The following is a 24,813-nucleotide window of genomic DNA, read 5'->3' as shown; positions in this document are numbered from 1 at the left end:
TATCAAGTAAGGAGCAAGGGATAAATTGAAGAAGAACGTTCTTATCATTGGTGCAGGAGGTGTCGCCAAGGTGGTGGCCCACAAGTGCGCGCAGCATAACGACGAACTCGGTCGTATTGCCATTGCGTCGCGGAACATCTCCAAATGCCAGGCCATCATCGACAGCGTCAAGGCCAAGGGTAGCCTCAAGGTACCCGCCGACATCCAGGCCTTCTCGCTCAACGCCCTCGATGTCGAGGCAACCAAAGCACTGATCCGCGAGACTGAATCGCAGATCGTGATCAACGTGGGCTCTGCCTTCCTCAACATGTCGGTGCTGCGTGCCTGCATCGATACCGGTGTCGCCTACCTGGACACCGCGATCCACGAAGAACCGGGCAAGATCTGCGAGACGCCGCCCTGGTACGGCAACTACGAGTGGAAACACCTCGAAGAATGCCAAGAGAAGAACATCACCGCCATTCTCGGCGTCGGTTTCGACCCGGGTGTGGTGAACAGCTACGCCAAACTGGCGCAGCAACAGTATTTCGACAGCATTGATTCGATCGACATTCTCGACGTCAATGCTGGGTCCCACGGCAAGTATTTCGCCACCAACTTCGACCCGGAAATCAACTTCCGCGAGTTCACCGGGCAAGTATGGAGCTGGCAGAACAGCCAGTGGACCAGCAACACCATGTTCGAGGTGAAACGTACCGACGACCTGCCGGTCGTGGGTTCACAGAACCTGTACCTGACCGGTCATGACGAGGTCCACTCGATCTCGAAGAACCTCAACGTACCGAACGTGCGCTTCTGGATGAGCTTCGGCGAGCACTACATCAATGTGTTCACCGTGCTGAAGAACCTGGGCCTGCTGTCCGAGCAGCCGGTCAAGACCGCTGAAGGCCTGGAAGTGGTGCCACTGAAAGTGGTCAAGGCCGTGCTGCCTGACCCCGCTTCGCTGGCGCCTGGCTATACCGGCAAGACCTGCATCGGTGACCTGGTCAAGGGCACCAAGGATGGTCAGCCGCGTGAGGTGTTCATCTACAACGTGGCTGATCACGAAGAGGCCTACGCCGAGACCGACAGCCAGGGTATCTCCTACACCGCCGGTGTACCGCCAGTGGCTGCCGCCCTGCTGGTTGCCCGTGGCGAATGGGATGCCAAGCGCATGGTCAACGTCGAGGAGCTGCCCGCCGAGCCGTTCCTCAAGGCGCTGGATGTGATGGGCCTGCCGACCCGTGTCAAAGATGAAAAAGGCGATCGTCCCTGGGACTCTGAAGCCTAAGCAGCAAGAGCAAGGGGCGCCAATCTGGCGCCCCTTCTTTTTGCCTGCACCGGCCTCATCGCCGGCAAGCCGGCTCCCACCGGGACCGCGCAGTTCTTCAAGCCTGCGCTTTACCTGCGCAAGCAACTGTCTTGCCCAATTTTTAAAAGCCGGCGCAATCCATGTGGGAGCCGGCTTGCCGGCGATGAGGCCGGCATTGGTGTGCACCTACTTCCTGGCTTCCAGTATCAGGTTGAACGGCGTCTGTGTCGCCCGCCGAAACTCGGTGAACCCCGCCTCTTCGAACACCGTCCGCAAGCGCGCCTCGCCCGCCTGTGCGCCCAGCCCCAAGCCCACCTCCTGGGACAGTGAATTCGGTGTGCAGATGAATGTCGACGCGGCATAGAACAAGCGCCCGACCGGCGTCAGGTTGCCATCGAGCGTATCCTCGGCATAGGGTTCCACCAGCATCACCGTACCGTCGGGCTTCAACGCCTGGTAGGCATGCCGTGCAGCGCCGAACGGGTCGCCCATGTCGTGCAGGCAATCGAAGAAGCACACCAGGTCATGATCGTTGCCCGGGTAATCCTTGGCCGACGCCTGCTGGAAACTCACCTGCGGGGTCAACCCGGCCTCACCGGCACGTTCGCGGGCCGTGGCGATGGAGGGCGCATGGTAGTCATAGCCGATGAAGGTCGATGCTGGAAACGCCTGGGCCATGACCAGCGTCGAAGCGCCATGCCCACACCCCACATCCGCAACCTTGGCGCCGGCCTGCAGCTTGGCCACCACACCGTCGAGCGCCGGCAGCCAGTCGGCCACCAGGAAGGTGCGATAGCCAGGCCGGAAGAAACGCTCGGTACCGCTGAACATGCAGGGGTGATGGTCGCCCCATGCCAACCCCCCATCACCGCGCATCGCAGCCACCAGCTTGTCCTTGTCGTGAAACAGCGCCGCCACCACCGCCGCACCGCCCGCCATATAGGCCGGTGAATCCTCCTGGGCCAGTGCCATGGCCTGTTCCTCGGGCAGCACGAAACTGCCCTGCTCATGGACCATATAGCCAGCCGCCGCCTGGGCGTTGAGCCATTCACGCACCAGCCGTGGATGGCAGCCGGTCCGTGCCGCCAGCACCTGGGGGGTGACCGGCTGGCTATCGGCCATGGCCCGGTACAACCCCAGTTCGTCGCCGAGTATCACATTGGCCAGGGTCGCCGCAGCGCCCATGTCACCCACCAGCTTGCCCATGAAATCGTGGAGCCTTGCCTCGTCCATGACCTGCCCTCCTCTGCAAGAAGGCCACCGTCAGCGAGAAATGTCCGGTCCGGGGTCGCGGTGGTCGGGTTAGGTGTTGAGGCTCGCCGTGGTGGGAGCCGCGGCGGGCTGTTTGTAAGTTTAGATGCCATGCCTGAACGGCACGACCGTCTGACACCACTTGCATTCCATCAATTCTCAAAATACTGTATGAATATTCAGTATCAAGAGACACCCTCATGCAGCTCATTGCCAAGCTTGGCATCCTTGCCGATGCCGCCAAGTACGATGCGTCCTGTGCCAGCAGTGGCGCGCCCAAACGCAGCTCGCGCGGTAGCAACGGCCTGGGCGCGACCAACGGCATGGGTATCTGCCACAGCTATACACCGGACGGGCGCTGTGTTTCGCTGCTCAAGGTGCTGTTGACCAACTTCTGCCTGTACGACTGCCAATACTGCGTCAACCGCCGCTCCAGCAACGTGCCGCGGGCGCGTTTCACCCCCGAGGAAGTGGTGCGCCTGACCCTGGACTTCTACCGGCGCAACTGCATCAGCGGCCTGTTCCTCAGCTCCGGCATCATTCGCTCGGCCGACTACACCATGGAACAGTTGATCCGCGTGGCGCGCCTGCTGCGTGAGGAGCACAACTTCCGGGGTTACATCCACCTCAAGACCATACCTGACGCCGACCCACTGCTGATCGAGGAAGCCGGGCGCCTGGCCGACCGCCTCAGCGTCAATATCGAACTGCCCACCGATGCCAGCCTCAAGCGCCTGGCCCCGGAAAAACACGCCCATACCATTCGCCAGGCCATGGGCGTCATCCACCAGGGCCAGCAAGCCGTGGCGGGCGAACCCAAAGCACCGCGCTTCACCCCGGCCGGGCAAAGCACCCAGGTCATCGTCGGCGCCGATGCCACTGACGACAGCACGCTGCTGCGCAACGCCGAGTCGCTGTACCAGGGTTACGGCCTCAAGCGCGTGTATTACTCAGCCTTCAGCCCGATACCCGACAGCCCCGGCAGCGTGCCGCTGGCAGCCCCACCGCTGCTGCGCGAGCACCGCCTGTACCAGGCAGATTTCCTGTTGCGCGGCTATGGCTACAAAGCGGGTGAGTTGCTCGGCCAGGCGGGTAACCTGGCCTTGGACATCGACCCCAAGCTTGCCTGGGCACTGGCCAACCGTGAGGTGTTCCCGCTGGATGTGAACCGTGCCGAGCCGGCGCTGCTGGCACGCATCCCCGGCATTGGCCTGCGCAGTGTGCAGCGGCTGGTGGCGCTGCGCCGTGAACGGCGGGTGCGCTATGACGACCTGATCCAGCTGCGCTGCGTGCTCGACAAGGCCCGGCCATTCATCATCACCAGCGACTACCGCCCAGGCCAGGCCGAGCTGCGCAGCGGCCTGCTGCGCGAGCGCCTGCGTGAGCCACAGGCACCCGTGCAGATGGGGTTGTGGGGGTGATCGCGCTCGATTGTGACGACTGCTTCAGCACCTGGCGCGCTCAGGCGCGCACGCTGCTCGGGCACGGTGTCGACCCGGCGCAAGTGACCTGGTCGCAAGGGCCGATCGATGACCTGCTGGCGGTGCCTGCTGCGCTGCCAGACGGGCCCGGCCCCTTTCACGCCAAGGTACCGGCGGCGCTGTTGGGCCTCCTGGAACAGGCATCGCGATACCGGGGCGAGCAACGCTGGGCGCTGCTGTACGAAGTGCTCTGGCGCGTGGCCCACGGTGACCGCACGGCAATGCTCGCCGGCGACCGCCTGGGCAGTGAACTGCACCGGCGTATCAAGCAAGTCAGCCGTGAAGCACATCACTTGCATGCATTCGTGCGTTTCGTGCCCTTGCCGCCAGTACTTGCCGAGCAACTGCAACTGGATCTGGTGGCCTATCACGAGCCGGCCCATGACATTCTGCACAGTGCCAGCGCGCACTTCGCCGACCGCCTGGGGCGCCAGCGCTGGTTGATCGCCACGCCGGCGGACGGTATCCGCTTCGACGGCCAGGGGTTCGATTATCAGCGGCACTGCCCGGACGCTTGGCGGCAGTGGGCGCGCAATGCCGATGACCCGGGTGCCGAGCTGTGGCGCACCTACTACCGCCACACCTTCAACCCCGCCCGCCTCAACCCGGATGCCTTGCGCCTGCACATGCCGGGGCGTTTCTGGCGGCATTTGCCCGAAGGCATGCTGATCCCGCAACTCGAAGGGCTGGCGCGCCAAGGCAAGCAACGTGATGGCCAGGCTGCGGAAGTGGCCGAGCAGCGGGGCAAGGCGATAAACCGCGCTGAACCCTGATCGCTCTGCACGGCGCCGTCTAGACAGCGCTACAAATGTGAAAAAAAGGTAAAAAATCCTACATCCCAATCTTTCACGGGCGGACAAATCCTGACAAACTTATTGTTAATCGTTCTCATACACGCTTTCAATAACGTTTAACAATGCACAGGAACCCACCCCACATGCCGTCGCCACTCGCGCCCACGCGCAATCTCCCTGCCCGCAACCTGCTCGCCATGGCCATCTGCATGGCCATCGTCACACCGGCCCTGGCCGAAGGCGATCAGCCCACTGCGCTGGTGCTGGGCGCCACCGAGATCAGCTCCGACAGGCTGGGCAGCACCACGGAGGGTTCGCAGTCCTACACCACAGGTTCCATGTCCACCGCCACCAAGCTGCCATTGAGCCTGCGTGAAACGCCGCAAGCGGTGACCGTGATCACCCGCCAGCGCATGGACGACCAGGCGATGACCAGCATCAACGACGTGGTCAAGGCCACGCCAGGGCTGTTCCTCGACTACTCCGGCGGCCCAGGTCGGCAAAGCTACACGTCACGGGGCTTTGACATCGACAACCTGATGTACGACGGCATTCCGAGCGGTTACAAGCCGTATACCGTGGGTTCCCAGCCTAACCTGGCCATGTTCGACCGCGTCGAGATCGTGCGCGGCGCGACCGGCCTGATCACCGGCTCCGGCAACCCTTCGGCGGCCATCAACCTGGTGCGCAAGCGTCCGCTGGCCGAACAGAAGGTCACCCTGACCGGCGCCGCTGGCAGCTGGGACGACTACCGCGGCGAAGTCGATGCCTCCAGCCCGCTCAACGACAGCGGCACACTGCGCGGCCGCGTGGTGACGTCCTACCGGGGTGCCAACAGCTACATCGACGACGTCGAAGAAGACCACGGCCTGTTCTATGCGATCACCGAGGCGGACCTGTCCGAAGACACCACCCTGACCCTCAGTTTCTCTCACCAGAAAGACCAGACCAACAACTTCTGGGGCGCCATGCCAACCGCCCTGAACGGCCACCACGTGGGTTACTCGCGCTCCTACAACCCAGGCAGTGACTGGGAAAACAAGGACCAGGAGATCAACACCGTATTCGCCGAAGTGCAGCAGCGCCTGGCCAATGACTGGAAGCTGCAGGTCAACGCCAACTATTCCCAACAGGACGGTACCTTCACCGGCTCCTACCAGTCGCGTTGGGCAGGGCTCGATCAGCCACTGTCCCGTACGGCCTACCAGTCCAAGCACCAGGAAAACCAGGCTGGCGTGGACGGCTTCGTCAGCGGCCCGTTCCAGGCGTTTGGCCGCACCCACGAGCTGGTGGTGGGCGCCAGCAAGCGCATCTATGACATGGACACGCGCAACTACAGCCCGTATGACACCAACTGGCCGCTCAATGGTGGCAAGCCGAATTTCGTGCACACCAACAACGTACGCGAAGTCGCTACCCAGGAAGGCGTGTACATGACCACGCGCCTGAGCCTGGCCGACCCGCTGAAGCTGATCCTGGGCGGCCGCCTGGACTGGTACGACTACGACAACAAGGAAAGCTCCAGCGCCGATTACAAGGTCACGCGCAATGTCACCCGCTATGCCGGCCTGATCTACGACCTGGACGATCATCACTCGGTGTATGTCAGCTACAGCGACATCTTCAACCCACAGGATTACAAGGACGCTTCCGGTAGCCCGCTCAAGCCGGTGGACGGCAAGAACTATGAAATCGGCCTCAAGGGCGAGTACTTCGATGGCGCCCTCAATGCCAGCGTGGCGCTGTTCCGTATCGACCAGGAAAACCGTGCCGTTTCGCAGACCGACCTGACTGGCTGCAACGACCCTACCAACTGCTACGTCGCCTCTGGCGAGGTACGCAGCCAAGGTATCGACATGGAGCTGCAGGGTGCGCTGACCCGCAACTGGCAGGTCGGTGCAGGCTACACCTATGCCCGCGTCCACACCCTCAAAGACGCCGCCAACCCGGGCAACGTCAACCAGCGCTTCGACACCGATACCCCGGAGCACCTGTTCAAGCTGACCACCACCTACCGCTTCGAAGGCCCGCTGGAGAAGCTGCGCATCGGTGGCAACATCTCCTGGCAGAGCCGCATCTACAACGACTTCACCGTTGCCGATGGCAGCGAGTACCGTCTGGTCCAGGGTTCGTACGCGGTCACCGACCTGATGGCTGGCTACCAGGTCAACAAGCACCTCGACCTGCAGCTCAACGCCAACAACGTCTTCGACCGCAAGTACTACTCGGCCGTGGCCACCTCGGTCGACTATGCCGGCGACACCTGGGGCGCGCCGCGCAACATGATGCTGACCGCCAAGTACAGCTTCTGACCTGAGGCTTGCCCGCCTGTACCGGACGCTTCGCAGCAACCTGCGAAGACGCCGGTACAGGCTGCGCACCGGTCAGCTGAACAGCTTGCTCAGATACGCCAGCCTTTTCTTGTAGGACCGCCGCGCTTCAAGCGCCGCTTCCATGCTCACCGGCAAGAACCGCGCCTGCTGGTTCGGCTGCATCTGCCCGATCAGGTCCAGGTCGGCGCTGATCACCGTGCCGATCATGGCGTACCCACCACCCGACACCGCATCACGGTGCAGAATGATCGGCTCCAGCCCGGCGGGTACTTGTATCGAGCCGATCGGGTAGCAACTGTCGACGATATTGGACGGGTCCGAGCCTGCGCCGAATGGCTGCTCACGCGGCTGGAAACTCAGAGCGTTACCACCCTTGTAGCGGTAGCCGATACGGTCGGCCTCGGAGCCCACCGTCCAGGCATCGGTGAAGAAGCTTTTCGCCGCAGCATCAGACAGGCGGTGGAAGTACAACCCCGGCACCACGCGCAACACCACTTCGCCACCCAGCGCCTGGCGCAGTGCCATTGGCAAACTGGCACCGGCACGGGCCTTGGCACTGGGCACACCGACCGGCAGCACATCACCTGCCTGCAGCTTGCGACCCTGAAATCCGCCCAGCGCGCCCAGTGCGTAGGTGGACCGGCTGCCCAGCACTTCGGGTACATCGATGCCACCCGCGACCGCCAGATAGGCACGCGCCCCGGCTGTGGGGAAGGCAAAGCGCAGCACCTGGCCTGCCCTGACTGCAAACGAGGTGTCCGGGCGCTGTTCACGGCCATCGAGCAGCACCGGCATCTGTGCGCCGCACACCGCCACCAGGGCATCCTGCAGAAACTCCAGCTCCGGCCCCACCAGTGCACATTCAAGGCCGGCAGTGCCCGCCGGGTTGCCGACCAGCTGGTTGGCGGCGCGCAACGCATATTGATCAAGCGCCCCTGACGGCGGGATGCCCAAATGGTAATAGCCTTCACGGCCCAAGTCCTGCACCGAGGTTGCCAGGCCAGGTTTGAGTACCTTGATCATGCCAGCACCTCCTGCAACGACTTGGGATAGCCGACCGGGTCGGCCAGGAAAGCATCCAACGAGAACTCAACCGGGCGAATGCGTAGATCGAAACGGCCGTCCTCGACATCCGCCACCGCCTGGTCATAGGCCTGACGGTCGATGGGTTTGAACTGCACGATGTCCCCTGGGCGGAAGAACACCATGTGCTCATTCAGATAGTTCAGGCCCTGCTGCGGGTCGTAGATCGGCGCCGGGGTAACGCCGAACATCTGGTAGCCCCCTGCCCCGCGCACCGAGTAGATGCACCCGAAACAGCCGCCGTGGCCCAGGGTCAGCTTCGGCGTGTCGGTGCGCGGGCGCAGGTACTTGGGCACCTGCAACTGGCGCTCGCGCTCGACCATCTGGAACATGAACGGCAGGCCTGCGACGAAGCCGACCATCGACACGAACCAAGGCGCGCCACTGTGTGCGGCAATGAACGCATCGACATCGGCCAGGCCATTGATACGCGCCGCGTATTCCAGGTCGGTGCTGCCCGGGTCCTGGTGGCGGTCGCGAAAGCGCATGAGGGTTTCATGGGTCCAGGGGTCGTTGTACAGCACTGGGATCTCGATGATCCGGGTGTGCAATGCGCGCTCGGCAACCGCCTCGGCCTCTGCACCGCGCACTGCTGCAAGCAGCACGTCGGGGGCGATGCGGTCGGGGTCGAAGCGGATCTGGAACGAGGCGTTGGCCAGGCAAATGTCCAGCACGCCCTCCAGCGCCAGGCGCTCCACCGCCCGGGTAACGGCCATGCCTTTGAAGAATGCCTCGAGCGACATGCTGTCGCTGACTTCGGCAAACAGGTGCTCGTCGGCACCAAAGCTGTAGCGGATCGGGGTACTGGCAAGCGGCTCGGCCATGTCTGCTCCTTTTTTGGAATCTTTATCGTAAGGCAGGCAAAAACAATGCTGTGCAGCGCACCGGTGTCTTAGCACCGTGTGCTTTGAACCTCAACGGGGCGTGCGCACCTCGATGCCGGCGGCGTCCAGCGCTGCACGGGTGGCTTCGACCAGGTCGAGCGCGCCGGGGGTATCGCTGTGCAGGCAGATCGAGTCGAATTCGATGGCCAGGTCCTGGCCTTCGACCGTGCGTACAACGCCCTCGCGGCAGGCCCGCAGCACGCGCTCGGCGACCGCCTGCGGCTGATAGCCACGCACCGTGCGGGTGAACACGATCGAGCCGCTCTGGTCGTACTCGCGGTCAGCGTAGAACTCACGCACCACCGTCTGGCCCAGAGCCTGGGCAACCCGGCAGATCACCGAGCCAGGCATGCAGTACAGCAACAGTTGCGGCTCGATCACCTGCAGGTTCTGCACCAGCAACCGGGCGGCTTCTTCATCACGGGCCAGGTGCATGTACAGCGCACCATGGGGCTTGATGTGTTGCAGCTTCACGCCCTGCGCCCGGGCGATTTCACGCAGCGCACCCAACTGGTACAGGATGTCGTCCACCAGCTCCTGAGCCGGCGCGTTGATGTGCCGGCGGCCGAACCCGACCAGGTCCCGAAAACCCGGGTGAGCGCCTACGGCCACACCCAGCGCCTTGGCCCGCTCGACGGTGCGCCGCATGGTGCCTGGGTCGCCGGCATGAAAGCCGGTGGCGATGTTGGCCGAACTGATGAAGGCCATCAGCTCGTTGTCGACACCATCGCCGATGGTCCAGGGGCCGAAGCCCTCACCCATGTCCGAATTGAAGTCTACTGCCTGCATGCCTACGCTCCCGGTGCTTGTGAGGGTGTGAAGGTCACGTTAGATTCTCTACCGCCCCCTTGGGAAGATCTATAAACAGATAGGGTGTCTTCGGAAAAACAGATACCCAGGAGCCTCCCGTGTCACTGACCTTGCGCCAGGTTCGCTACTTCGTCGCCACCGCCGAGATTGGCCAGATCTCCCAGGCCGCCCTCCACCTCAACATTTCCCAATCGGCGGTGACCACCGCGATCAAGGAGCTGGAGGCGATGCTCGGGGTGTTGCTGTTCCAGCGCTCGGCGCAAGGCATGAGCCTGACCGATGCGGGCCGGCATTTTCTCAACCGCGCCTATGTGATCCTGCGCAGTGTCGATGACGCACTCAACAGCCCGCTGCCGGACGTGCGCGCCAGTGGCCTGCTGCGCCTGGCGGCGAGCTACACGGTGATCGGCTATTTCCTGCCGCACCACTTGCAACGCCTGGAACACTGGCACCCGGACGTAAACCTGCAGGTCCACGAGCAGGAGCGCAGCGCCATCGAGCAAGGGCTGCTGGAAGGCCACTTCGACATGGCCGTGGTGCTCACCGCCAACCTCACCCACCCCGATATCGTCTCTGAAACCCTGTTCAACTCCGAGCGCCGGCTGTGGCTGCCCAGCCACCATCCACTGTGCGAGCGCTCTACGGTGAGCCTGGCCGATGTTGCCCGTGAGCCGTTCATCCTGCTGACCGTGGACGAAGCCGAGCAGAGCGCCATGCGTTACTGGGAACTGGCCGGGCAACGGCCCAGCGTGCGGGTGCGCACCAGTTCGGTGGAGGCGGTGCGCAGCATGGTGGCCAATGGCAGCGGTGTGGCTATCCTGTCTGACTTGGTGCACCGGCCCTGGTCACTCGAAGGCAAGCGCATCGAGACCGTCACCATCAGCGACCCGGTCACGCCCATGAGCGTGGGCCTGGCCTGGCACCGCGAGCGGGCATTCAGCCCGGCGATGCAGGCCTTGCGCGACTACTTCCATGGTGCGTTCCTGGCGCCGCAGCAGTTGTCGGCGCGGCGCTGAACGGCCAGGGCGTGATACCTCAGCCGAACGTTCCGGCGCCGCCGCCGTCATAACTTGGCCGGTGCCGCCACGCAGAGAGGACGCGAAATGACCCAACCCGACCCGTCATACGTCAAATGGCTCGAAGAGCGCTCCATGCTCAAGGCCTCCCAGGAGCGGGCCCGGCTGTATTCCGGCCAGTCCCGCCTGTGGATGAACCCCTACGCCGAAACGCAGCCACGCCGCGCCACCGACATCGCGTCGGTTTGGCTGACCGTCTACCCCGATGCGATCATCGCCCCTGAAGGCTGCTCGGTGCTCGGCGCGCTGGGCCACGAAGCCTTGTGGAAGCGCCTGTCGGAAATTGGCGTGCAGGGCATTCACACCGGCCCCATCAAGCAGTCCGGGGGTGTCAGGGGGCGCGACTTCACCCCTAGCGTGGACGGCAACTTCGACCGCATCAGTTTCGATATCGACCCCCTCTACGGCACCGAGCAGGAGTTGGTGCAGATGAGCCGCATGGCGGCGGCGCACAATGCCGTGACCATCGATGACCTGATCCCCTCGCACACCGGCAAGGGCGCCGATTTCCGTCTGGCCGAGCTGGCCTACGGCGCCTATCCAGGGCTGTACCACATGGTCGAAGTGCGCGAGGAAGACTGGCCGCTGCTGCCAGACGTGCCCCCTGGCCGCGATTCGGTCAACCTGCTGCCTGCGCAGTGCGATGAGCTCAAGGCACACCACTACATCGTCGGCCAACTGCAACGGGTGATCTTCTTCGAGCCCGGCGTGAAGGAGACCGACTGGAGCGCAACACCACCGATCACCGGTGTCGATGGCAAGACGCGGCGCTGGGTCTACCTGCATTACTTCAAGGATGGCCAACCGTCGCTCAATTGGCTGGACCCAAGCTTTGCCGCGCAGCAGATGATCATCGGCGACGCCCTGCATGCGCTGGACTGCCTGGGCGCGCGTGGCCTGCGCCTGGATGCCAACGGTTTTCTCGGGGTCGAGACCTGCGCCAGTGGCACCGCCTGGTCGGAAAGCCACCCGCTGTCGATCGTCGGTAACCAACTGATCGGCGGCATGATCCGCAAGGCCGGCGGGTTCAGCTTCCAGGAGCTTAACCTGACGCTCGACGACATCGCGCAGATGTCCAAGGGCGGCGCCGACCTGTCCTATGACTTCATCACCCGCCCGGCGTACCAGCATGCACTGCTGACCGGCGATACCGAGTTCCTGCGCCTGATGCTCAAGGAAATGCACAGCTTCGGCATCGACCCGGCGTCGTTGATCCACGCCCTGCAGAACCACGACGAGCTCACCGTCGAGCTGGTGCACTTCTGGACCCTGCACGCCCATGACATGTACCTGTACCGGGGCCAGACCCTGCCCGGCAACATCCTGCGCGAACACATCCGCGAGGAAATCTACGAACGCCTCTCGGGCGAACATGCGCCCTACAACTTGCGCTTTGTCACCAACGGCATCTCCTGCACCACCGCCAGCCTGATCACTGCAGCGCTGGGCATTCGTGACCTGGACCAGATTGGCCCGGCTGATATCGAGCTGATCCAGAAGGTGCACCTGTTGCTGGTGATGTACAACGCCATGCAGCCCGGCGTGGTCGCACTGTCGGGCTGGGACCTGGTCGGCGCCCTGCCGTTGCCGGCCGAAGCGGTGGCGCAGAGGATGGCCGATGGCGATACCCGCTGGATACACCGTGGCGGCTACGACCTGGCCGGGCTCGATGAAGAGGCGCAAACGTCGGTGCGTGGCATGCCGCGCGCACGCGCACTGTACGGCAGCCTCGACCAGCAGCTGGAAAGCAGCGATTCGTTTGCCAGCAAGGTCAAGAAACTGCTCGCCGTGCGCCAGGCCTATGGTATTGCCAGCAGCCGCCAGGTACTGGTGCCCGAGGTGAGCAGCCCGGGGTTGCTGGTGATGGTGCACGAACTGCCCGCCGGGCGTGGCATCCAGATCAGCGCACTGAACTTCGGCCACGAGGTGATTGCCGAGGAGCTGCTTCTGGACGGCTTCACGCCCGGAACGGTCGTGGACATGATCAATGAGACGGTCGAGGGTGACCTGACCGAGGATGGGCGGTTGATGATCAACCTGGACCCCTATGAAGCCTTGTGCCTGAGAATAGTGAACAGCAGCGGGCATCTGTGAGACCCTAGCGGACTGCGCGGGCCAACGTGTGAACGTGCCCGCTCAGTCCGCTTGCCTTTACAGCGCCAAGGAGCACCTTCATGTACACCGGCATCGTCCAGGCCGTCCGCCCCCTGCTTGCGGTGACTAACTACCCGGGCCACAACCAGTTCACCATCGACCTCACCCCCGAACTGCTCGAGGACCTGAAGATCGGCGCCAGCGTCAGTGTCGAGGGCACTTGCCTGTCGGTCACCGAAATTGACGGCACCCAGGTGAAGTTCGACGCCATGACTGCCACCCTCGAGCGCACCAACCTGCGCTGCTTCAAGGCAGGCCAGGGCGTGAACATCGAGCGCTCGGCAAAAATGAACGCCGAAGTCGGCGGCCACCTGATGGCCGGCCACGTCGCTACCACCGCCGAGATCGTCGAGCTGTCGATCGAGGAAACCGGCGCCTTCATCACCTTCCGCATGCCGCCGCAGTGGGCCAAATACGTGTTCCCACGCGGGTTTCTCGGCGTCAACGGCTGCAGCCTGACCGTGGCCGACGTGGACGACACCTTGGTCACCATCAACCTGATCCCGGAAACCCTGCGCCAGACCACCTTCGCCCACTACAAGGCCGGTGAGCTGATCAACATCGAAGTGGACCACCAGACCATGGTCCTGGTCGATGTGGTGGAGCGCACACTCAAAGCCACCCTGGCCCGCGCCTGATCAGATGCTGCGGGTAATGCCGCCATCGACCCTGATGTTCTGCCCGGTGATGTACGCCGCGCCATCGCTGGCCAGGAAGGCCACGGTGGCGGCGATTTCCTCGCTGCTGCCATAGCGCTTGAGCGGCACGCTGTCACGGCGCTGCTCAGTGGCCGGCAGGCTGTCGATCCAGCCCGGCAGGATGTTGTTGATGCGGATGTTGTCCGCAGCATAGGTGTCGGCGAAGATTTTGCTGAACGCCGCCAGGCCCGCCCGGAACACTGCCGAGGTGGGGAACAGGTCACTCGGCTCGAAGGCCCAGGCGGTGGAAATGTTGATCACCACCCCGCCCTGCTGGCGCTGCATGATTGGCGTGACCAGCCGCGTTGGGCGGATGACATTGAGCAGGTAGGTCTCCATGCCCTGGTGCCAGTCTTCGTCGCTGATTTCAAGGATCGGCGCACGCGGGCCGTGGCCGGCACTGTTGACCAGCACATCGATACGGCCCCATTCGGCGAGTACGGCATCGACCAGGCGCTGGATGTCGCCGTTGCACTGGTTGCTGCCGGTCACGCCAATCCCGCCCAGCGTCTCGGCCAGGGCCTGGCCTTTGCCAGAGGACGACAGGATACCGACCTTGAAGCCGTCGGCGGCCAGGCGCCTGGCTGCTGCGGCGCCCATACCGCTGCCGCCGGCGATCACGATTGCTACTTTTTGGTTGGACATGAAGCCTCCGGGTCAACCCTGCGATGTGCATGAGGGAGGGGCCCAGACTAGCACCCGGCCTGCACAGCCAGAGAGCCAGCAACGCTTCGTTCGGACGATAGATTTTCTACTGCGTTAGCGCCCTCGCCTGCGCTAACAGCCAGGCCCGCACCATCGCCAGCGCCGGGGGTTGGTGGGCATTGCACGGCCACACCAAGTAAAACGCCTGCCGCAACTCCAGCACCTGGTCGAAGGCAAGGGCCAGGCGCCCGGCGTGCAGGTCGCTGTGCACGAAAAACTCGCTGGCCAGCGCCAGGCCCTGCCCTGCAACCGCGGCATCGATGGCGAGTGACGTCTGGTTGAAGCGCATATGCTTCGCCCCGGGCGGTAACGGCCGGTGGAATACCTCGGTGATGAAGTCCGGCCAGACGTTGTGGGCATCGTGCAGCAACGGGTAACGCTGCAAATGCTCCAGATCCACGGGCTTACCCAGTTGCGCGAGCAGCGCCGGGCTGGCGACGGCCACCACGCGTTGCGCGAGCAACGGCTCGGTGTGCAGGCCCGGGCCGAACGGTGGCACGCCGTAACGCACGGCAATATCTACGCCCTCTGGGCGGAACTGGGAAAGCCGGTCGGTGGCCAGCACCTGCAGGTCGATGTCCGGGTGCGCCTGCGCGAAGGACGACAACCTGGGGATCAGCCATTTCGCCGCGAAGGTCGGTGTAACGCTCACCGTCAGGTGCGATGCATCCGGGCGCAGCGCCTGGGTGGCGCTGCCGATCAGGGCAAAGGCGCTGCGGATATCGACACTGTAGCGCTGGCCGGCGCCTGTCAGGCTCAGGCCCCTGGGCAAGCGCTCGAACAGCTTGATCCCCAGGTTCGCTTCAAGCCCGCGTATCTGCTGCGCCACGGCAGCCTGGGTTACCCCGAGTTCGTCTGCGGCCAGGCGAAAGTTGAGGTGGCGCGCCACCACCTCGAAAACACGTAGGCCGTTTAGCGGCGGCAGCGCGCAGAACCCTTCGGCCATACACTTTATCTACTGAGTGAACAGGCCTGTAGCTTAATCGATACGCGGGTGTTGCTGTACCAGCAACTTGCGTTTGGCCTCAAGCTCGGCAATCTGCTCATCGATGTCTTCGATCTTGTGCTCGATATTGTCGTGGTGCTCCTGCAGCAGCTCTCGCGCCTCATCGATATCCGAGGCCGCCGGGGCAGCGCCACGCAGTGGCTTGTTGGCGGTTTCTTTCATGGTCAGGCCGGTGATCAGGCCAATGGCGGCAATCACCATCAGGTAGTACGCCGGCATGTACAGGTCGCCGGTGGTCTCTACCAACCAGGCCGCCAGGGTCGGGGTCAGGCCGGCGATCAGCACCGAAATGTTGAAGGCACTGGCCAGGGCGCTGTAGCGAATGTGGGTGGGGAACATCGCCGGCAGGGTCGAAGCCATTACGCCGATGAAGAAGTTGAGCAACACGGCAATGATCAGCAAGCCGGCGAAGATCACCCCGAGCACACCACTGTTGATGAGCATGAAGGCCGGGATGGCTAGGGCCAACAGGCCGACACTGCCGACGATGATGAATGGGCGGCGGCCCCACTTGTCGCTGAGCAGGCCGATGACCGGCTGCACGAACAGCATGCCGACCATGATCGCGATGATGATCAGTACACCGTGGTCTTCGCTGTAGTGCAGGTTGTGCGACAGGTAGCTGGGCATGTAGGTGAGCAGCATGTAGTAGGTCACGTTGGTGGCGATCACCACGCCAATGCACGTCACCAGGCTGCGCCAGTGCTTTGTGGCAACTTCCTTGAACGACACCTTGGGCCCGGAAGCCAGGCCCTCGCGGTCGCCCTGTTCAAGTTTATCGACATGCTGCTGGAACGCCGGGGTCTCCTCCAGCGCATGGCGCAGGTAGAGGCCGATGATGCCCAACGGCAAGGCAAGGAAGAACGGCAGGCGCCAGCCCCATTCGAGAAACTTTTCCTCGCCCAGGTAGGTGGAGATCAGCACCACGACCCCGGCGCCGAGGACAAAGCCGGCGATCGAGCCAAAATCCAGCCAGCTGCCGAGGAAGCCGCGCTTGCGGTCGGGTGCGTATTCGGCGACGAAGATCGAGGCGCCGGTGTATTCACCACCCACCGAGAAGCCTTGAGCCATTTTTGCCAGCAATAGCAAGATCGGCGCCCAGATGCCGATGGTGTCATAGGACGGTATCAGGCCGATGGCGAAGGTGCTGAGCGACATGATCACAATGGTCGCGGCAAGAATTTTCTGCCGGCCGAACTTGTCGCCCAGGGCACCGAAGAACAGCCCGCCCAGCGGGCGGATCAGGAACGGAACCGAGAAGGTGGCCAAAGCCGCGATCATCTGCACGCTGGGGTCGGCGTTGGGGAAGAACACCTTGCCCAGGGCATAGGCGACGAAGCCGTAAACGCCGAAGTCGAACCACTCCATGGCGTTGCCCAGCGCAGCGGCAGTGATCGCCTTGCGCATTTTCGCGTCGTCGACGATGGTGATGTCTTTCAAACCGATCGGCTTGACAGCTTTTTTGCGTGATTTCATCCATGTGTCCCTGTTACTGAGGCTCTTTGGCATCAGATACACCGGGACACAAAATAATTCCACGCTCAGCGATTTCTCGCGTGCAGTGGCCTCAGATGCCTTCGCGGGCCAGGTCCATGGCGAAATAGGTCAGGATCAGGTCAGCACCGGCACGCTTGATCGCACCGATACTCTCACGCACCACTCGCCCCTCGTCGATGGCACCGGCCTGGCCGCCGAACTTGATCATCGCGTACTCACCACTGACCTGGTAAGCCGCCAGCGGCAGGCGCGATGCGGCGCGAATGTCGGCGATCACGTCCAGGTAGGCCCCGGCCGGTTTGACCATCAGTACATCGGCACCTTCCTGCTCGTCGAGCAGCGACTCGCGCACCGCTTCGCGGCGGTTCATCGGGTTCATCTGGTAGCTCTTGCGGTCGCCCTTGAGCGCTGTGCCGCCCGCTTCACGGAATGGACCATAGAGCGACGAGGCGAACTTGGTGGAGTAGGCCATGATCGCGGTGTCGTGGAAGCCCGCGGCATCCAGCGCACCACGGATCGCCTGGACCTGCCCGTCCATCGCCGCCGACGGCGCGATGAAGTCGGCCCCAGCCGCTGCAGCCACCACGGCCTGCCTGCCCAGGTTGGCCAGGGTGGCGTCGTTGTCCACGCCATGGTCGTGCAGCACGCCGCAATGGCCGTGGCTGGTGTACTCACAGAAGCAGGTGTCGGACATCACCACCATTTCCGGCACGCTGTCCTTGCAGATGCGGGCCATGCGCGCCACCAGGCCGTTCTCGTTCCAGGTATCGCTACCGGTGGCATCGAGGTTGTGCGAAACGCCGAAGGTCATCACCGACTTGATGCCGGCGCGGGCGTAGCGTTCGATTTCCTCGGCCAGCCGTTTTTCGGGAATACGGTTGACCCCCGGCATGCTGGTGATCGGCACGAAGTCGTCGATGCCCTCCTCGACGAAGATCGGCAGGATCAGGTCTTCGAGGCGGAATTCCGTCTCCTGGAAGAGCGTGCGCAGCGACTCGTTCTGGCGCAGGCGACGGGGGCGGACGGAAGGGAAATGGTTGGCCATGACAGCTCCAGGGAATATGGACGGCGTACACCATATGCCTGTTGAGCTTCAGTGAAAAGGCTCAATGGCGAGATTGTGCCTTGCATCAGAGGCAATAACCGGGGCGACCAGCCCCGGTACAGCGGCTCAGCGCAACAGGTCCTGGATCTGCTGGTGCAAGGTATCCAGGTCAAACGGTTTGGCCAGGATCGGCGCCTTGCGGGCGATGGGGCTGCCCGACTCGAGAATCTCCGCCGGGTAGCCACTGATGAAGATCACCTTGAGGTCCGGTCGCAGCTTCACCGCAGGCTCGGCGATCTCGACCCCGGAAATGCCACCGGGCAAGCGAAAGTCGGTGACCATCAGGTCCAGGTGCGGCTTGCTCGCCAGGATGGCGAACGCCTGTTCACCGTCCTCGGCTACCAATACGTGGTAGCCCTCACCTGCCAGGTAGTCACGCAGGATCATCCGGATTGCCGGTTCATCCTCGACCACCAACACCACATCTTGTGCATCTTCACTCATGACAACAACGCCTTGAAATTACAGTTGGCCATCTGACCCCAGGCTCAGGCAGAGGTTGCCCGCTCCTGATCGTTTTGTTCGGTCTGCCGCGTCAGCGGCAATTGCAGGGTGAACGTGGCGCCCTTGCCTTCTTCGCTCTGCACCTGGATCTGCCCGCCATGGGCGCTGACGATCTGCTCCGAGATATACAGCCCCAACCCCAGCCCGGCACTGGCCTGCTGAGTGGCAACGCGCTCGAACTGCTGGAAAATCCGTTGCTGGTTCACGCCACTGATGCCGATGCCGTGATCCTGCACCTGCACCCAGGCCATGCCCGCCTGCTCGAATACCCGCACCTCGACCGGCTGGCGTTCGCCATAACGCAACGCATTGGACAACAGGTTGGCCAGTACTTGTTCAATCCGGAATTCATCCCACTCACCCTGCAGGCCATCGCAGCGCTGCAGATCGATGTGCGTGCCCAGCGCGGTGGCCTGTGCGGTAAAGTTTTCCACCAGGCCACGCACCAGCTGGCCCAGGTCGAACAGCTTGGGCCGTAGCGACAGCTTGCCGGTGCGGATGCGCGACACATCGAGCATGTCTTCGATCAGGCGGATCAGGCTATTGATCTGCCGTTCGTCGCGCTCGACCATGGCTTGCAGCTTGTCAGGGCTGAACGCCTCAAGGCTGCCGCGGGCCAAGTGCATCTTGCGCAGCTGGGTCTCGAGGATAAGGCCGTTGAGCGGTGTACGCACCTCGTGGGCCACGATCGACATGAAGTCGTCGCGCATGCGCACGGCATGCTCCAGCTCACTGCGCGCCACCTGCAACTGCGTGAGCAGCAGTTCCTGCTCCTGGCGGCTGCGCTCAAGCGCCTGCAACTGGCTGTCGAGCCCCTTGCGCTGGCGATAAAGGTCGACGAACACCGTGACCTTGTTTTTCACCGCCAGGGTATCGAGCGGCTTGTAAAGGAAGTCTACCGCGCCGCTTTCGTAGCCCTTGAAGGCGTAGTTCATCTCGCGCCCGGCAGCGGTGACGAAGACGATCGGGATATTGCGGGTCTTTTCCGTGCCGCGCATCAGTTCGGCCAGTTCAAAGCCATTCATGCCCGGCATCTGCACGTCGAGAATGGCCAGGGCGAATTCGTGCTCCAGCAACAACGACAATGCGGCTTCCGCAGATTGGGCCTTGTGCACCTCGCGGTCTTGGCCCTGAATCAGGGCGTCGAGGGCCAGGAGGTTTTCCGGCAGATCATCGACGATCAGCAGTTTGGCGGTGATGTGGCTTAGCATGCACTGGATTCCAGGTTGGCGAGCAATTGCCCGATACCGCTCAAAGAAAGAATCAGGTCGGGCTGGTGGAGCGCCAAAGCGGCCTCCGGCATCAGCGCTACCTGGGCGTCGCGGGGGTCCTGGACCACGGTCCGGCCGCCGCTGTTCTTGATGTAGGCAAGGCCTTTGGCGCCGTCCTCGTTGGCGCCTGTGAGCAATACACCCAGCAGGCCCGCGCCATAGGCATCGGCTGCCGAGATGAACAGGAAGTCGATGGCCGGGCGCGAGAAATGCACCGGCTCCTCCTGGCTCAGCGACAGGCTCAGATCCTGCTCGACCGACAAGTGATAACCGGGCGTCGCCACGTAGATCTGGCCAGGGGCGATGACCTCTTTGTCCCGCGCCTCGTGCACCGGCCTGTGCAGGCGCCGCTGCAGCACGTCGGCGAGATGGCTGTGACGGTCATCGGGCAGGTGCAGCACACACAGCACCGGCGTCGCGAATGCCGGCGGCAAGCCGCCGAGCACCTGAAACAGCGCCTGCACGCCCCCCGCCGAAGCACCGATCACCACCGCGCTTATGCCCTTCATGATTTGCGGTAGATCCGTTCGGGCTTGACCAGTGGCTCGAAACGGTCGCTATAAGCGGAAAAATCCACCGATTCCTTGCTGCCCAGCACCAGAAAGCCACGGTGACACAAGGACTCATGGAACAGCCCCAGGGCGCGGTCCTGCAGCTCTTTGTTGAAGTAGATCAGCACGTTGCGGCACGACACCAGTTGGGTTTCGGAGAACACGCTGTCGGTGGCCAGGCTGTGGTCGGCGAAGGTCACGTTGTCGCGCAGGCTGCTGTCCATGATGGCGTTGCCATAGGCGCTGGTGTAGTACTCGGCAAAGTCGCGCCGCCCGCCGGCCAGGCGGTAGTTTTCTGCGTACTCGCGCATGCTCTGCATCGAGTAGATGCCCTGCTTGGCCCTGTCCAGGGAGCGCGGATTGATATCGGTGGCATACAGGATGGTGCGCTCCAGCAGGCCTTCCTCGCGCAGCAGGATGGCCATCGAATACACCTCTTCGCCGGTGCTGCAGCCCGCGATCCAGATCTTGATCGACGGCCAGGTGCGCAACAGCGGCACCACCTCGTTGCGCAGGGCAAGAAAGTGGCTCGGGTCGCGGAACATCTCGCTGACCGGGATCGTCAGGAACTGCAGCAACTGCATGAACATGCCCGGGTCGTGCAGCACCCGCTCCTGCAGGGACGACACCGTAGCGCAATCGAACTGGCGCAGGGCATGGAGTATCCGGCGCTTGATCGAAGCGCCGGAGTAGTTGCGAAAATCGTAGCTGTACTTGAGGTAGATCGCCTCGATCAGCAGCCTGATCTCGATGTCGGTGTTGCGCTCGCTAATCAAATTCGCTCCAGTTGCGGCAGCCACACACGGATCAACGAGAACAGGCGGTCCAGGTCGATCGGTTTGGCCAGGTAATCATTGGCGCCGGCCTGCAGGCAGCGGTGCTGGTCATCCTTCATCGCCTTGGCGGTCACGGCGATGATCGGCAACTTGCGCCAGCGCGGCTGCTGGCGGATCAGGCGGGTAGCCTCGAAGCCATCCATTTCCGGCATCATCACATCCATCAGCACCAGGTCGATGTCATCATGCTGCTCCAGCCGCTCGATGGCCTCACGCCCGTTGCGGCCGATCTCGACGATGGCGCCCTTGTGCTCCAGGGCACTGGTGAGGGCGAAGATATTACGCACATCGTCGTCCACCAGCAGCACCTTGCGCCCTTCGAAGACCTTGTCACGGCTGCGCGCGGTCTTGAGCATGCGCTGGCGCTCATGGGACAGCTGCGATTCGACTTTGTGCAGGAACAACGTCACCTCGTCGAGCAGACGCTCTGGCGAGCGTGCGCCCTTGATGATGATCGAACGCGAATACTTGAGCAGTTCGGCCTCTTCCTCACGGGTGAGGTTGCGCCCGGTATAGACGATCACCGGTGGGAATGACCGGATATCTTCTGCAGTCATGCGCTTGAGCAGCTCGTTGCCGAGCATGTCGGGCAGCTTGAGGTCGATGATCATACAGTCGTAGATGTTCTCGCGCAGCAACGCCAGGGCGTCCTGTGCCAGGGCGACGGCGGTGATCTCGACATCGTCGTCGCCGATCAGGCGGGCGATGCTCTCGCGCTGCAGGTCATCATCCTCCACCAACAGGATGTGCTTGAGCTTCTGCGTGAGCTTGGCTTCCAGACGCGCGAACACTTCCTTGAGCTCTTCGCGGCTGGTCGGCTTGACCGCGTAGCCCACCGCCCCCATGTGCATGGCCGCCTCGACGCGGTCTTCCACGGAGATGATGTGCACCGGGATATGGCGGGTGCCAGCCAACTCTTTGAGGCGCTGCAACACGGTGAGGCCGGAGTGGTCGGGCAGGCGCATGTCCAGCAGGATCGCATCGGGAATGTACTGGGCGGCCAGTGCGAAGCCCTCATCGGCGGCCTGGGCCACCAGGCAGCTGTAGCCCAGTTCGTGCGCCAGGTCGAAGAGGATACGGGCGAAGTTCGGCTCGTCCTCGATCACCAGGATGCAGCGGTTGCCGAACGGGGCGTGCTCGCGGTCATCGGCGAAGGTCGGTGCGGGCAGTTTCGGCAACGCTGCCGTGGCGACCTGGGGTGCCGGCGGCAAGGTGTCGACTGCCGGACGCAGGCTGTGGGCCTCGACTTCCTCGGCCTCGGCTTCGTAGCGTTCGGGCATCGTCAGGCTGAACACACTGCCCTGGCCAGGGCTGCTGTCGACGCTGATCTGCCCACCGAGCAAATGCGCCAGGTCGCGGGAGATCGACAGGCCCAGCCCGGTGCCGCCATAGCGGCGGTTGCTGCTGCCATCCACCTGGTGGAAGGCGCCGAAGATCGCCTGCTGCTGGTCGGGGGCGATACCGATGCCCGAGTCGCGCACGGCAAACACGATGCCCGCGCCTGCCTGATGGCTGATGGTCAGGCTGACCTGGCCGTGGTCGGTGAATTTGATGGCATTGGACAGCAGGTTCTTGAGAATCTGCTCCAGGCGCTGGCGGTCGGTGAACAGTGTCGCCGGTACAGGGGGCTCGACCTTGACCTGGAAGGCCAGGCCCTTGTGCTCGGCCAGCGGCAGGAACATGCCGCGCAGGCCTTCGACCAGGCGCTCCAGCTGAGTGGTCTCGGGGCGCACTTCAAGCTTGCCAGCCTCGACTTTGGCGATGTCGAGAATGTCGTTGATCAGGTTGAGCAGGTCATTGCCGGCCGAATAGATGGACTCGGCGAACTTGACCTGCTCTGCGCTGAGGTTGCCCTCGCCGTTCTCCGCCAGCAGCTTGGCCAGGATCAGCGAACTGTTGAGCGGCGTGCGCAGCTCGTGGGACATGTTGGCGAGGAACTCGGACTTGTACTTGCTCGAACGCTGCAGGTCGTCGGCGCGGGCCTGCAGTTCTTGCTGGGCCTGAAGCAGCTCATCGTTCTTGCGATCCAGGGCATCGGTGCGCTCGGACAGTTGCTCGTTGGTCTGCTCGAGCTCGGCCTGCTGGGTCTCAAGGTGAGCCTGGGACTCCTTGAGCACGCGGGACTGCTCTTCCAGCTCCTCGTTCGCAGTCTTGAGTTCTTCCTGCTGCACCTGCAGCTCTTCGTTGAGCTGCTGAGTCTCGGCCAGCACTTCCTGGAGACGCTGGCGGTAGCGGGCGCTTTCGATGGACATGCCGAGGTTGCCAGCCACACGCTCCATCAGCTCATCGTCACGCTCCTGCAAAGGCCGCAGGAAGCCCAGCTCGATCACGCCGTTGATCTGGCCATCGTCGATGGCCGGCATCAGCAAGGCACTGCGCGGCAAGCCGCTACCCAGGCCGGAGCTGAGACGGTAGTAGTCTTCGGGCAGGTCATCCAGGCGCAGCAGGCGGCCTTCGCGTACTGCCTGCGACAGCAGGCCATCGTGGGCCGCCAGCACCTGTTCGCGGCCCTGCTCCTCAGCGTCCAGGCCATAGCTGGCCATGCGCACCAGGCGGCCGTGGCCGTCACGCACGTACAGCGCGCCGACCACGCTACCCAGGTAGCTGGCGAAGAAGCGCAGGATGTTTTCGCCGAGCATCGGCAGGGTCAGCTGCCCAAGCACCTGTTCGGCCAGCTGGGTCTGACCGTTGCGCAACCAGGCCTGCTGTTCCAGGCGCTCGGCCGAGCGCTGCTGGGCCTTGAGGTTGTCATCGTAGCTGGTAGACAGCGCCATCAGGTCGCGGCGGCCCAGGTAGGCCAGCAAGGCGCTCAGGCCAACGATCAACAGCACGAACGCCGAGATGGCGGTCACCGTGACGTTGCTGACCTTCTCATTGCGGGCCATGCGCAGCTGCTGCTCAGTGTCGACCAGGTCATCGAATTCCTTGCGGATCTCGTCGGTGATGCGTTTACCGCGGCCGTTGGCGACCGACTGGCGATAATCTCCGCCATCGCGGCGCTGGGCGATCATCTCGCCACCGAAGTCATTCCAGGCGTCCTGCAGGGCGATCAGGCGGTCGATGCGGTCGACCTGCTGAGGGTTGTCCGCGACCATGCCGCGCAGGCTGGTGAGGCTGCCCTTGATCTTGGGTTTGGCAACCTCGTAGGGGTCCAGGAAGCGCTCGTCACCGGTGATGAGAAACCCGCGCATGCCGGTTTCCATGTCGATCGACAACTTGATCGCTTCATTGGCATTGCCGATCACCCGATCGGTATGCTCGACCCACTGCATGGCCGACAACAGGTAGTTGATGACCGCAACGAAAGCTACGGCACCGAGCAGGCCCACCCCAAGGGGCAGGCCGATGTTGCGGCTCAACAGCTTGCGGAAGCTTTGCTGGTCCATCGAGGCTGCTTGAATCATTTGAAGACGCCCGAGCGAAAAAGTCCATTGAACGGTGTGGCGGATAAAGCCTGTTCTTAGTATGCCGCCGCGCTCACCG

Annotated in this window: 20 protein-coding genes; 7 read left to right on the top strand and 13 right to left on the bottom strand. The window is 63.2% G+C overall.

The features are described from left to right. Positions 1-25: 25 nt before the first annotated feature. Positions 26-1,270 carry a saccharopine dehydrogenase family protein gene (locus tag OSW16_RS11075; RefSeq protein WP_267823043.1) on the top strand — a complete coding sequence of 415 codons (1,245 nt, stop codon included), beginning with the start codon at positions 26-28 and terminating at the stop codon, positions 1,268-1,270. Between the two features lie 207 nt (positions 1,271-1,477). Here the strand turns inward: OSW16_RS11075 and OSW16_RS11070 are convergent, their stop codons facing one another. Further along, entirely contained in the window at positions 1,478-2,524 is a 1,047-nt protein-coding gene (locus OSW16_RS11070) for a class I SAM-dependent methyltransferase (RefSeq protein WP_267823041.1), read from the bottom strand. A gap of 218 nt (positions 2,525-2,742) precedes the next feature. Between OSW16_RS11070 and OSW16_RS11065 the strand changes: the two genes are divergently transcribed. The 3 genes from OSW16_RS11065 to OSW16_RS11055 all read left to right on the top strand — a co-directional run bounded on the left by OSW16_RS11065 (position 2,743) and on the right by OSW16_RS11055 (position 7,129). Beyond that, positions 2,743-3,963: a putative DNA modification/repair radical SAM protein gene (locus OSW16_RS11065; RefSeq protein ID WP_241806380.1), complete on the top strand. Its 1,221-nt coding sequence runs from the start codon at positions 2,743-2,745 to the stop codon at positions 3,961-3,963. Continuing rightward, positions 3,954-4,796: a TIGR03915 family putative DNA repair protein gene (locus OSW16_RS11060; RefSeq protein WP_267823039.1), complete on the top strand. Its 843-nt coding sequence runs from the start codon at positions 3,954-3,956 to the stop codon at positions 4,794-4,796. Before OSW16_RS11065 ends, OSW16_RS11060 begins: the two co-directional genes overlap by 10 nt. Positions 4,797-4,960: 164 nt before the next feature. After that, positions 4,961-7,129, top strand: coding sequence for a TonB-dependent siderophore receptor (locus OSW16_RS11055; protein WP_267823037.1), 2,169 nt, complete (start codon positions 4,961-4,963; stop codon positions 7,127-7,129). Positions 7,130-7,201: 72 nt separating this feature from the next. On the opposite strand, the gene OSW16_RS11050 is transcribed toward OSW16_RS11055, so the two are convergent. The 3 genes from OSW16_RS11050 to OSW16_RS11040 all read right to left on the bottom strand — a co-directional run bounded on the left by OSW16_RS11050 (position 7,202) and on the right by OSW16_RS11040 (position 9,906). Next, positions 7,202-8,173 (bottom strand): biotin-dependent carboxyltransferase family protein, encoded by a 972-nt coding sequence (locus OSW16_RS11050; RefSeq protein ID WP_241806383.1) that lies wholly within the window; start codon positions 8,171-8,173, stop codon positions 7,202-7,204. After that, on the bottom strand, positions 8,170-9,057 hold the full coding sequence (locus OSW16_RS11045; protein ID WP_267823034.1) for a 5-oxoprolinase subunit B family protein: 888 nt from the start codon (positions 9,055-9,057) through the stop codon (positions 8,170-8,172). Before OSW16_RS11045 ends, OSW16_RS11050 begins: the two co-directional genes overlap by 4 nt. Before the next feature lie 90 nt (positions 9,058-9,147). After that, on the bottom strand, positions 9,148-9,906 hold the full coding sequence (locus tag OSW16_RS11040) for a 5-oxoprolinase subunit PxpA (protein WP_267823032.1): 759 nt from the start codon (positions 9,904-9,906) through the stop codon (positions 9,148-9,150). Positions 9,907-10,025: 119 nt separating this feature from the next. Between OSW16_RS11040 and OSW16_RS11035 the strand changes: the two genes are divergently transcribed. The 3 genes from OSW16_RS11035 to OSW16_RS11025 all read left to right on the top strand — a co-directional run bounded on the left by OSW16_RS11035 (position 10,026) and on the right by OSW16_RS11025 (position 13,795). Continuing rightward, positions 10,026-10,943, top strand: coding sequence for a LysR family transcriptional regulator (locus tag OSW16_RS11035; protein ID WP_267823030.1), 918 nt, complete (start codon positions 10,026-10,028; stop codon positions 10,941-10,943). Between the two features lie 87 nt (positions 10,944-11,030). Further along, positions 11,031-13,097, top strand: coding sequence for a maltose alpha-D-glucosyltransferase (gene treS, locus OSW16_RS11030; protein ID WP_267823028.1), 2,067 nt, complete (start codon positions 11,031-11,033; stop codon positions 13,095-13,097). 80 nt (positions 13,098-13,177) lie between these two features. After that, a complete protein-coding gene (locus OSW16_RS11025; protein ID WP_267823027.1) occupies positions 13,178-13,795 on the top strand; it encodes a riboflavin synthase subunit alpha in 618 nt (205 codons plus the stop codon). On the opposite strand, the gene OSW16_RS11020 is transcribed toward OSW16_RS11025, so the two are convergent. From OSW16_RS11020 to OSW16_RS10980, 9 genes are all read right to left on the bottom strand, one after another. Continuing rightward, positions 13,796-14,500, bottom strand: coding sequence for an SDR family oxidoreductase (locus tag OSW16_RS11020; RefSeq protein ID WP_267823025.1), 705 nt, complete (start codon positions 14,498-14,500; stop codon positions 13,796-13,798). Between the two features lie 106 nt (positions 14,501-14,606). Continuing rightward, a complete protein-coding gene (locus tag OSW16_RS11015; RefSeq protein WP_267823024.1) occupies positions 14,607-15,506 on the bottom strand; it encodes a LysR substrate-binding domain-containing protein in 900 nt (299 codons plus the stop codon). A gap of 33 nt (positions 15,507-15,539) precedes the next feature. After that, positions 15,540-17,042: a glycine betaine/L-proline transporter ProP gene (gene proP / locus OSW16_RS11010; RefSeq protein WP_267823022.1), complete on the bottom strand. Its 1,503-nt coding sequence runs from the start codon at positions 17,040-17,042 to the stop codon at positions 15,540-15,542. A 91-nt stretch (positions 17,043-17,133) separates the two neighbouring features. Continuing rightward, entirely contained in the window at positions 17,134-18,108 is a 975-nt protein-coding gene (hemB, locus tag OSW16_RS11005) for a porphobilinogen synthase (RefSeq protein ID WP_267823020.1), read from the bottom strand. A gap of 126 nt (positions 18,109-18,234) precedes the next feature. Next, positions 18,235-18,612: a response regulator gene (locus tag OSW16_RS11000; protein ID WP_241806393.1), complete on the bottom strand. Its 378-nt coding sequence runs from the start codon at positions 18,610-18,612 to the stop codon at positions 18,235-18,237. Positions 18,613-18,656: 44 nt separating this feature from the next. Continuing rightward, positions 18,657-19,883 (bottom strand): hybrid sensor histidine kinase/response regulator, encoded by a 1,227-nt coding sequence (locus OSW16_RS10995; protein ID WP_241806394.1) that lies wholly within the window; start codon positions 19,881-19,883, stop codon positions 18,657-18,659. Further along, positions 19,877-20,452 carry a chemotaxis protein CheB gene (locus tag OSW16_RS10990; protein WP_267823016.1) on the bottom strand — a complete coding sequence of 192 codons (576 nt, stop codon included), beginning with the start codon at positions 20,450-20,452 and terminating at the stop codon, positions 19,877-19,879. The genes OSW16_RS10995 and OSW16_RS10990 overlap by 7 nt, the downstream gene beginning before the upstream one ends. Continuing rightward, positions 20,449-21,270, bottom strand: coding sequence for a CheR family methyltransferase (locus tag OSW16_RS10985; protein ID WP_267823014.1), 822 nt, complete (start codon positions 21,268-21,270; stop codon positions 20,449-20,451). The genes OSW16_RS10990 and OSW16_RS10985 overlap by 4 nt, the downstream gene beginning before the upstream one ends. Next, complete coding sequence (locus OSW16_RS10980) at positions 21,267-24,734, bottom strand: response regulator (RefSeq protein WP_267823012.1); 3,468 nt, start codon at positions 24,732-24,734, stop codon at positions 21,267-21,269. Before OSW16_RS10980 ends, OSW16_RS10985 begins: the two co-directional genes overlap by 4 nt. Between the last annotated feature and the right edge of the window lie 79 nt (positions 24,735-24,813).

Source organism: Pseudomonas putida, assembly GCF_026625125.1.
GTDB lineage: Bacteria > Pseudomonadota > Gammaproteobacteria > Pseudomonadales > Pseudomonadaceae > Aquipseudomonas > Aquipseudomonas putida_X.
Note: the sequence above shows the minus strand (reverse complement) of the source record. Positions and strands in the feature narration are given on the sequence as shown.

What these genes read in the sequence shown, in the direction of transcription:
- OSW16_RS11015 (WP_267823024.1), bottom strand. Translation starts at nt 15,506, where the DNA reads ATGGCCGAAGGGTTCTGCGCGCTGCCGCCGCTAAACGGCCTACGTGTT.
- OSW16_RS11000 (WP_241806393.1), bottom strand. Translation starts at nt 18,612, where the DNA reads ATGAGTGAAGATGCACAAGATGTGGTGTTGGTGGTCGAGGATGAACCG.
- OSW16_RS11065 (WP_241806380.1), top strand. Translation starts at nt 2,743, where the DNA reads ATGCAGCTCATTGCCAAGCTTGGCATCCTTGCCGATGCCGCCAAGTAC.
- OSW16_RS11045 (WP_267823034.1), bottom strand. Translation starts at nt 9,057, where the DNA reads ATGGCCGAGCCGCTTGCCAGTACCCCGATCCGCTACAGCTTTGGTGCC.
- proP (WP_267823022.1), bottom strand. Translation starts at nt 17,042, where the DNA reads ATGAAATCACGCAAAAAAGCTGTCAAGCCGATCGGTTTGAAAGACATC.
- treS (WP_267823028.1), top strand. Translation starts at nt 11,031, where the DNA reads ATGACCCAACCCGACCCGTCATACGTCAAATGGCTCGAAGAGCGCTCC.
- OSW16_RS10990 (WP_267823016.1), bottom strand. Translation starts at nt 20,452, where the DNA reads ATGAAGGGCATAAGCGCGGTGGTGATCGGTGCTTCGGCGGGGGGCGTG.
- OSW16_RS11025 (WP_267823027.1), top strand. Translation starts at nt 13,178, where the DNA reads ATGTACACCGGCATCGTCCAGGCCGTCCGCCCCCTGCTTGCGGTGACT.
- OSW16_RS10980 (WP_267823012.1), bottom strand. Translation starts at nt 24,734, where the DNA reads ATGATTCAAGCAGCCTCGATGGACCAGCAAAGCTTCCGCAAGCTGTTG.
- OSW16_RS11040 (WP_267823032.1), bottom strand. Translation starts at nt 9,906, where the DNA reads ATGCAGGCAGTAGACTTCAATTCGGACATGGGTGAGGGCTTCGGCCCC.
- OSW16_RS11050 (WP_241806383.1), bottom strand. Translation starts at nt 8,173, where the DNA reads ATGATCAAGGTACTCAAACCTGGCCTGGCAACCTCGGTGCAGGACTTG.
- OSW16_RS10995 (WP_241806394.1), bottom strand. Translation starts at nt 19,883, where the DNA reads ATGCTAAGCCACATCACCGCCAAACTGCTGATCGTCGATGATCTGCCG.
- hemB (WP_267823020.1), bottom strand. Translation starts at nt 18,108, where the DNA reads ATGGCCAACCATTTCCCTTCCGTCCGCCCCCGTCGCCTGCGCCAGAAC.
- OSW16_RS11055 (WP_267823037.1), top strand. Translation starts at nt 4,961, where the DNA reads ATGCCGTCGCCACTCGCGCCCACGCGCAATCTCCCTGCCCGCAACCTG.
- OSW16_RS11070 (WP_267823041.1), bottom strand. Translation starts at nt 2,524, where the DNA reads ATGGACGAGGCAAGGCTCCACGATTTCATGGGCAAGCTGGTGGGTGAC.
- OSW16_RS11020 (WP_267823025.1), bottom strand. Translation starts at nt 14,500, where the DNA reads ATGTCCAACCAAAAAGTAGCAATCGTGATCGCCGGCGGCAGCGGTATG.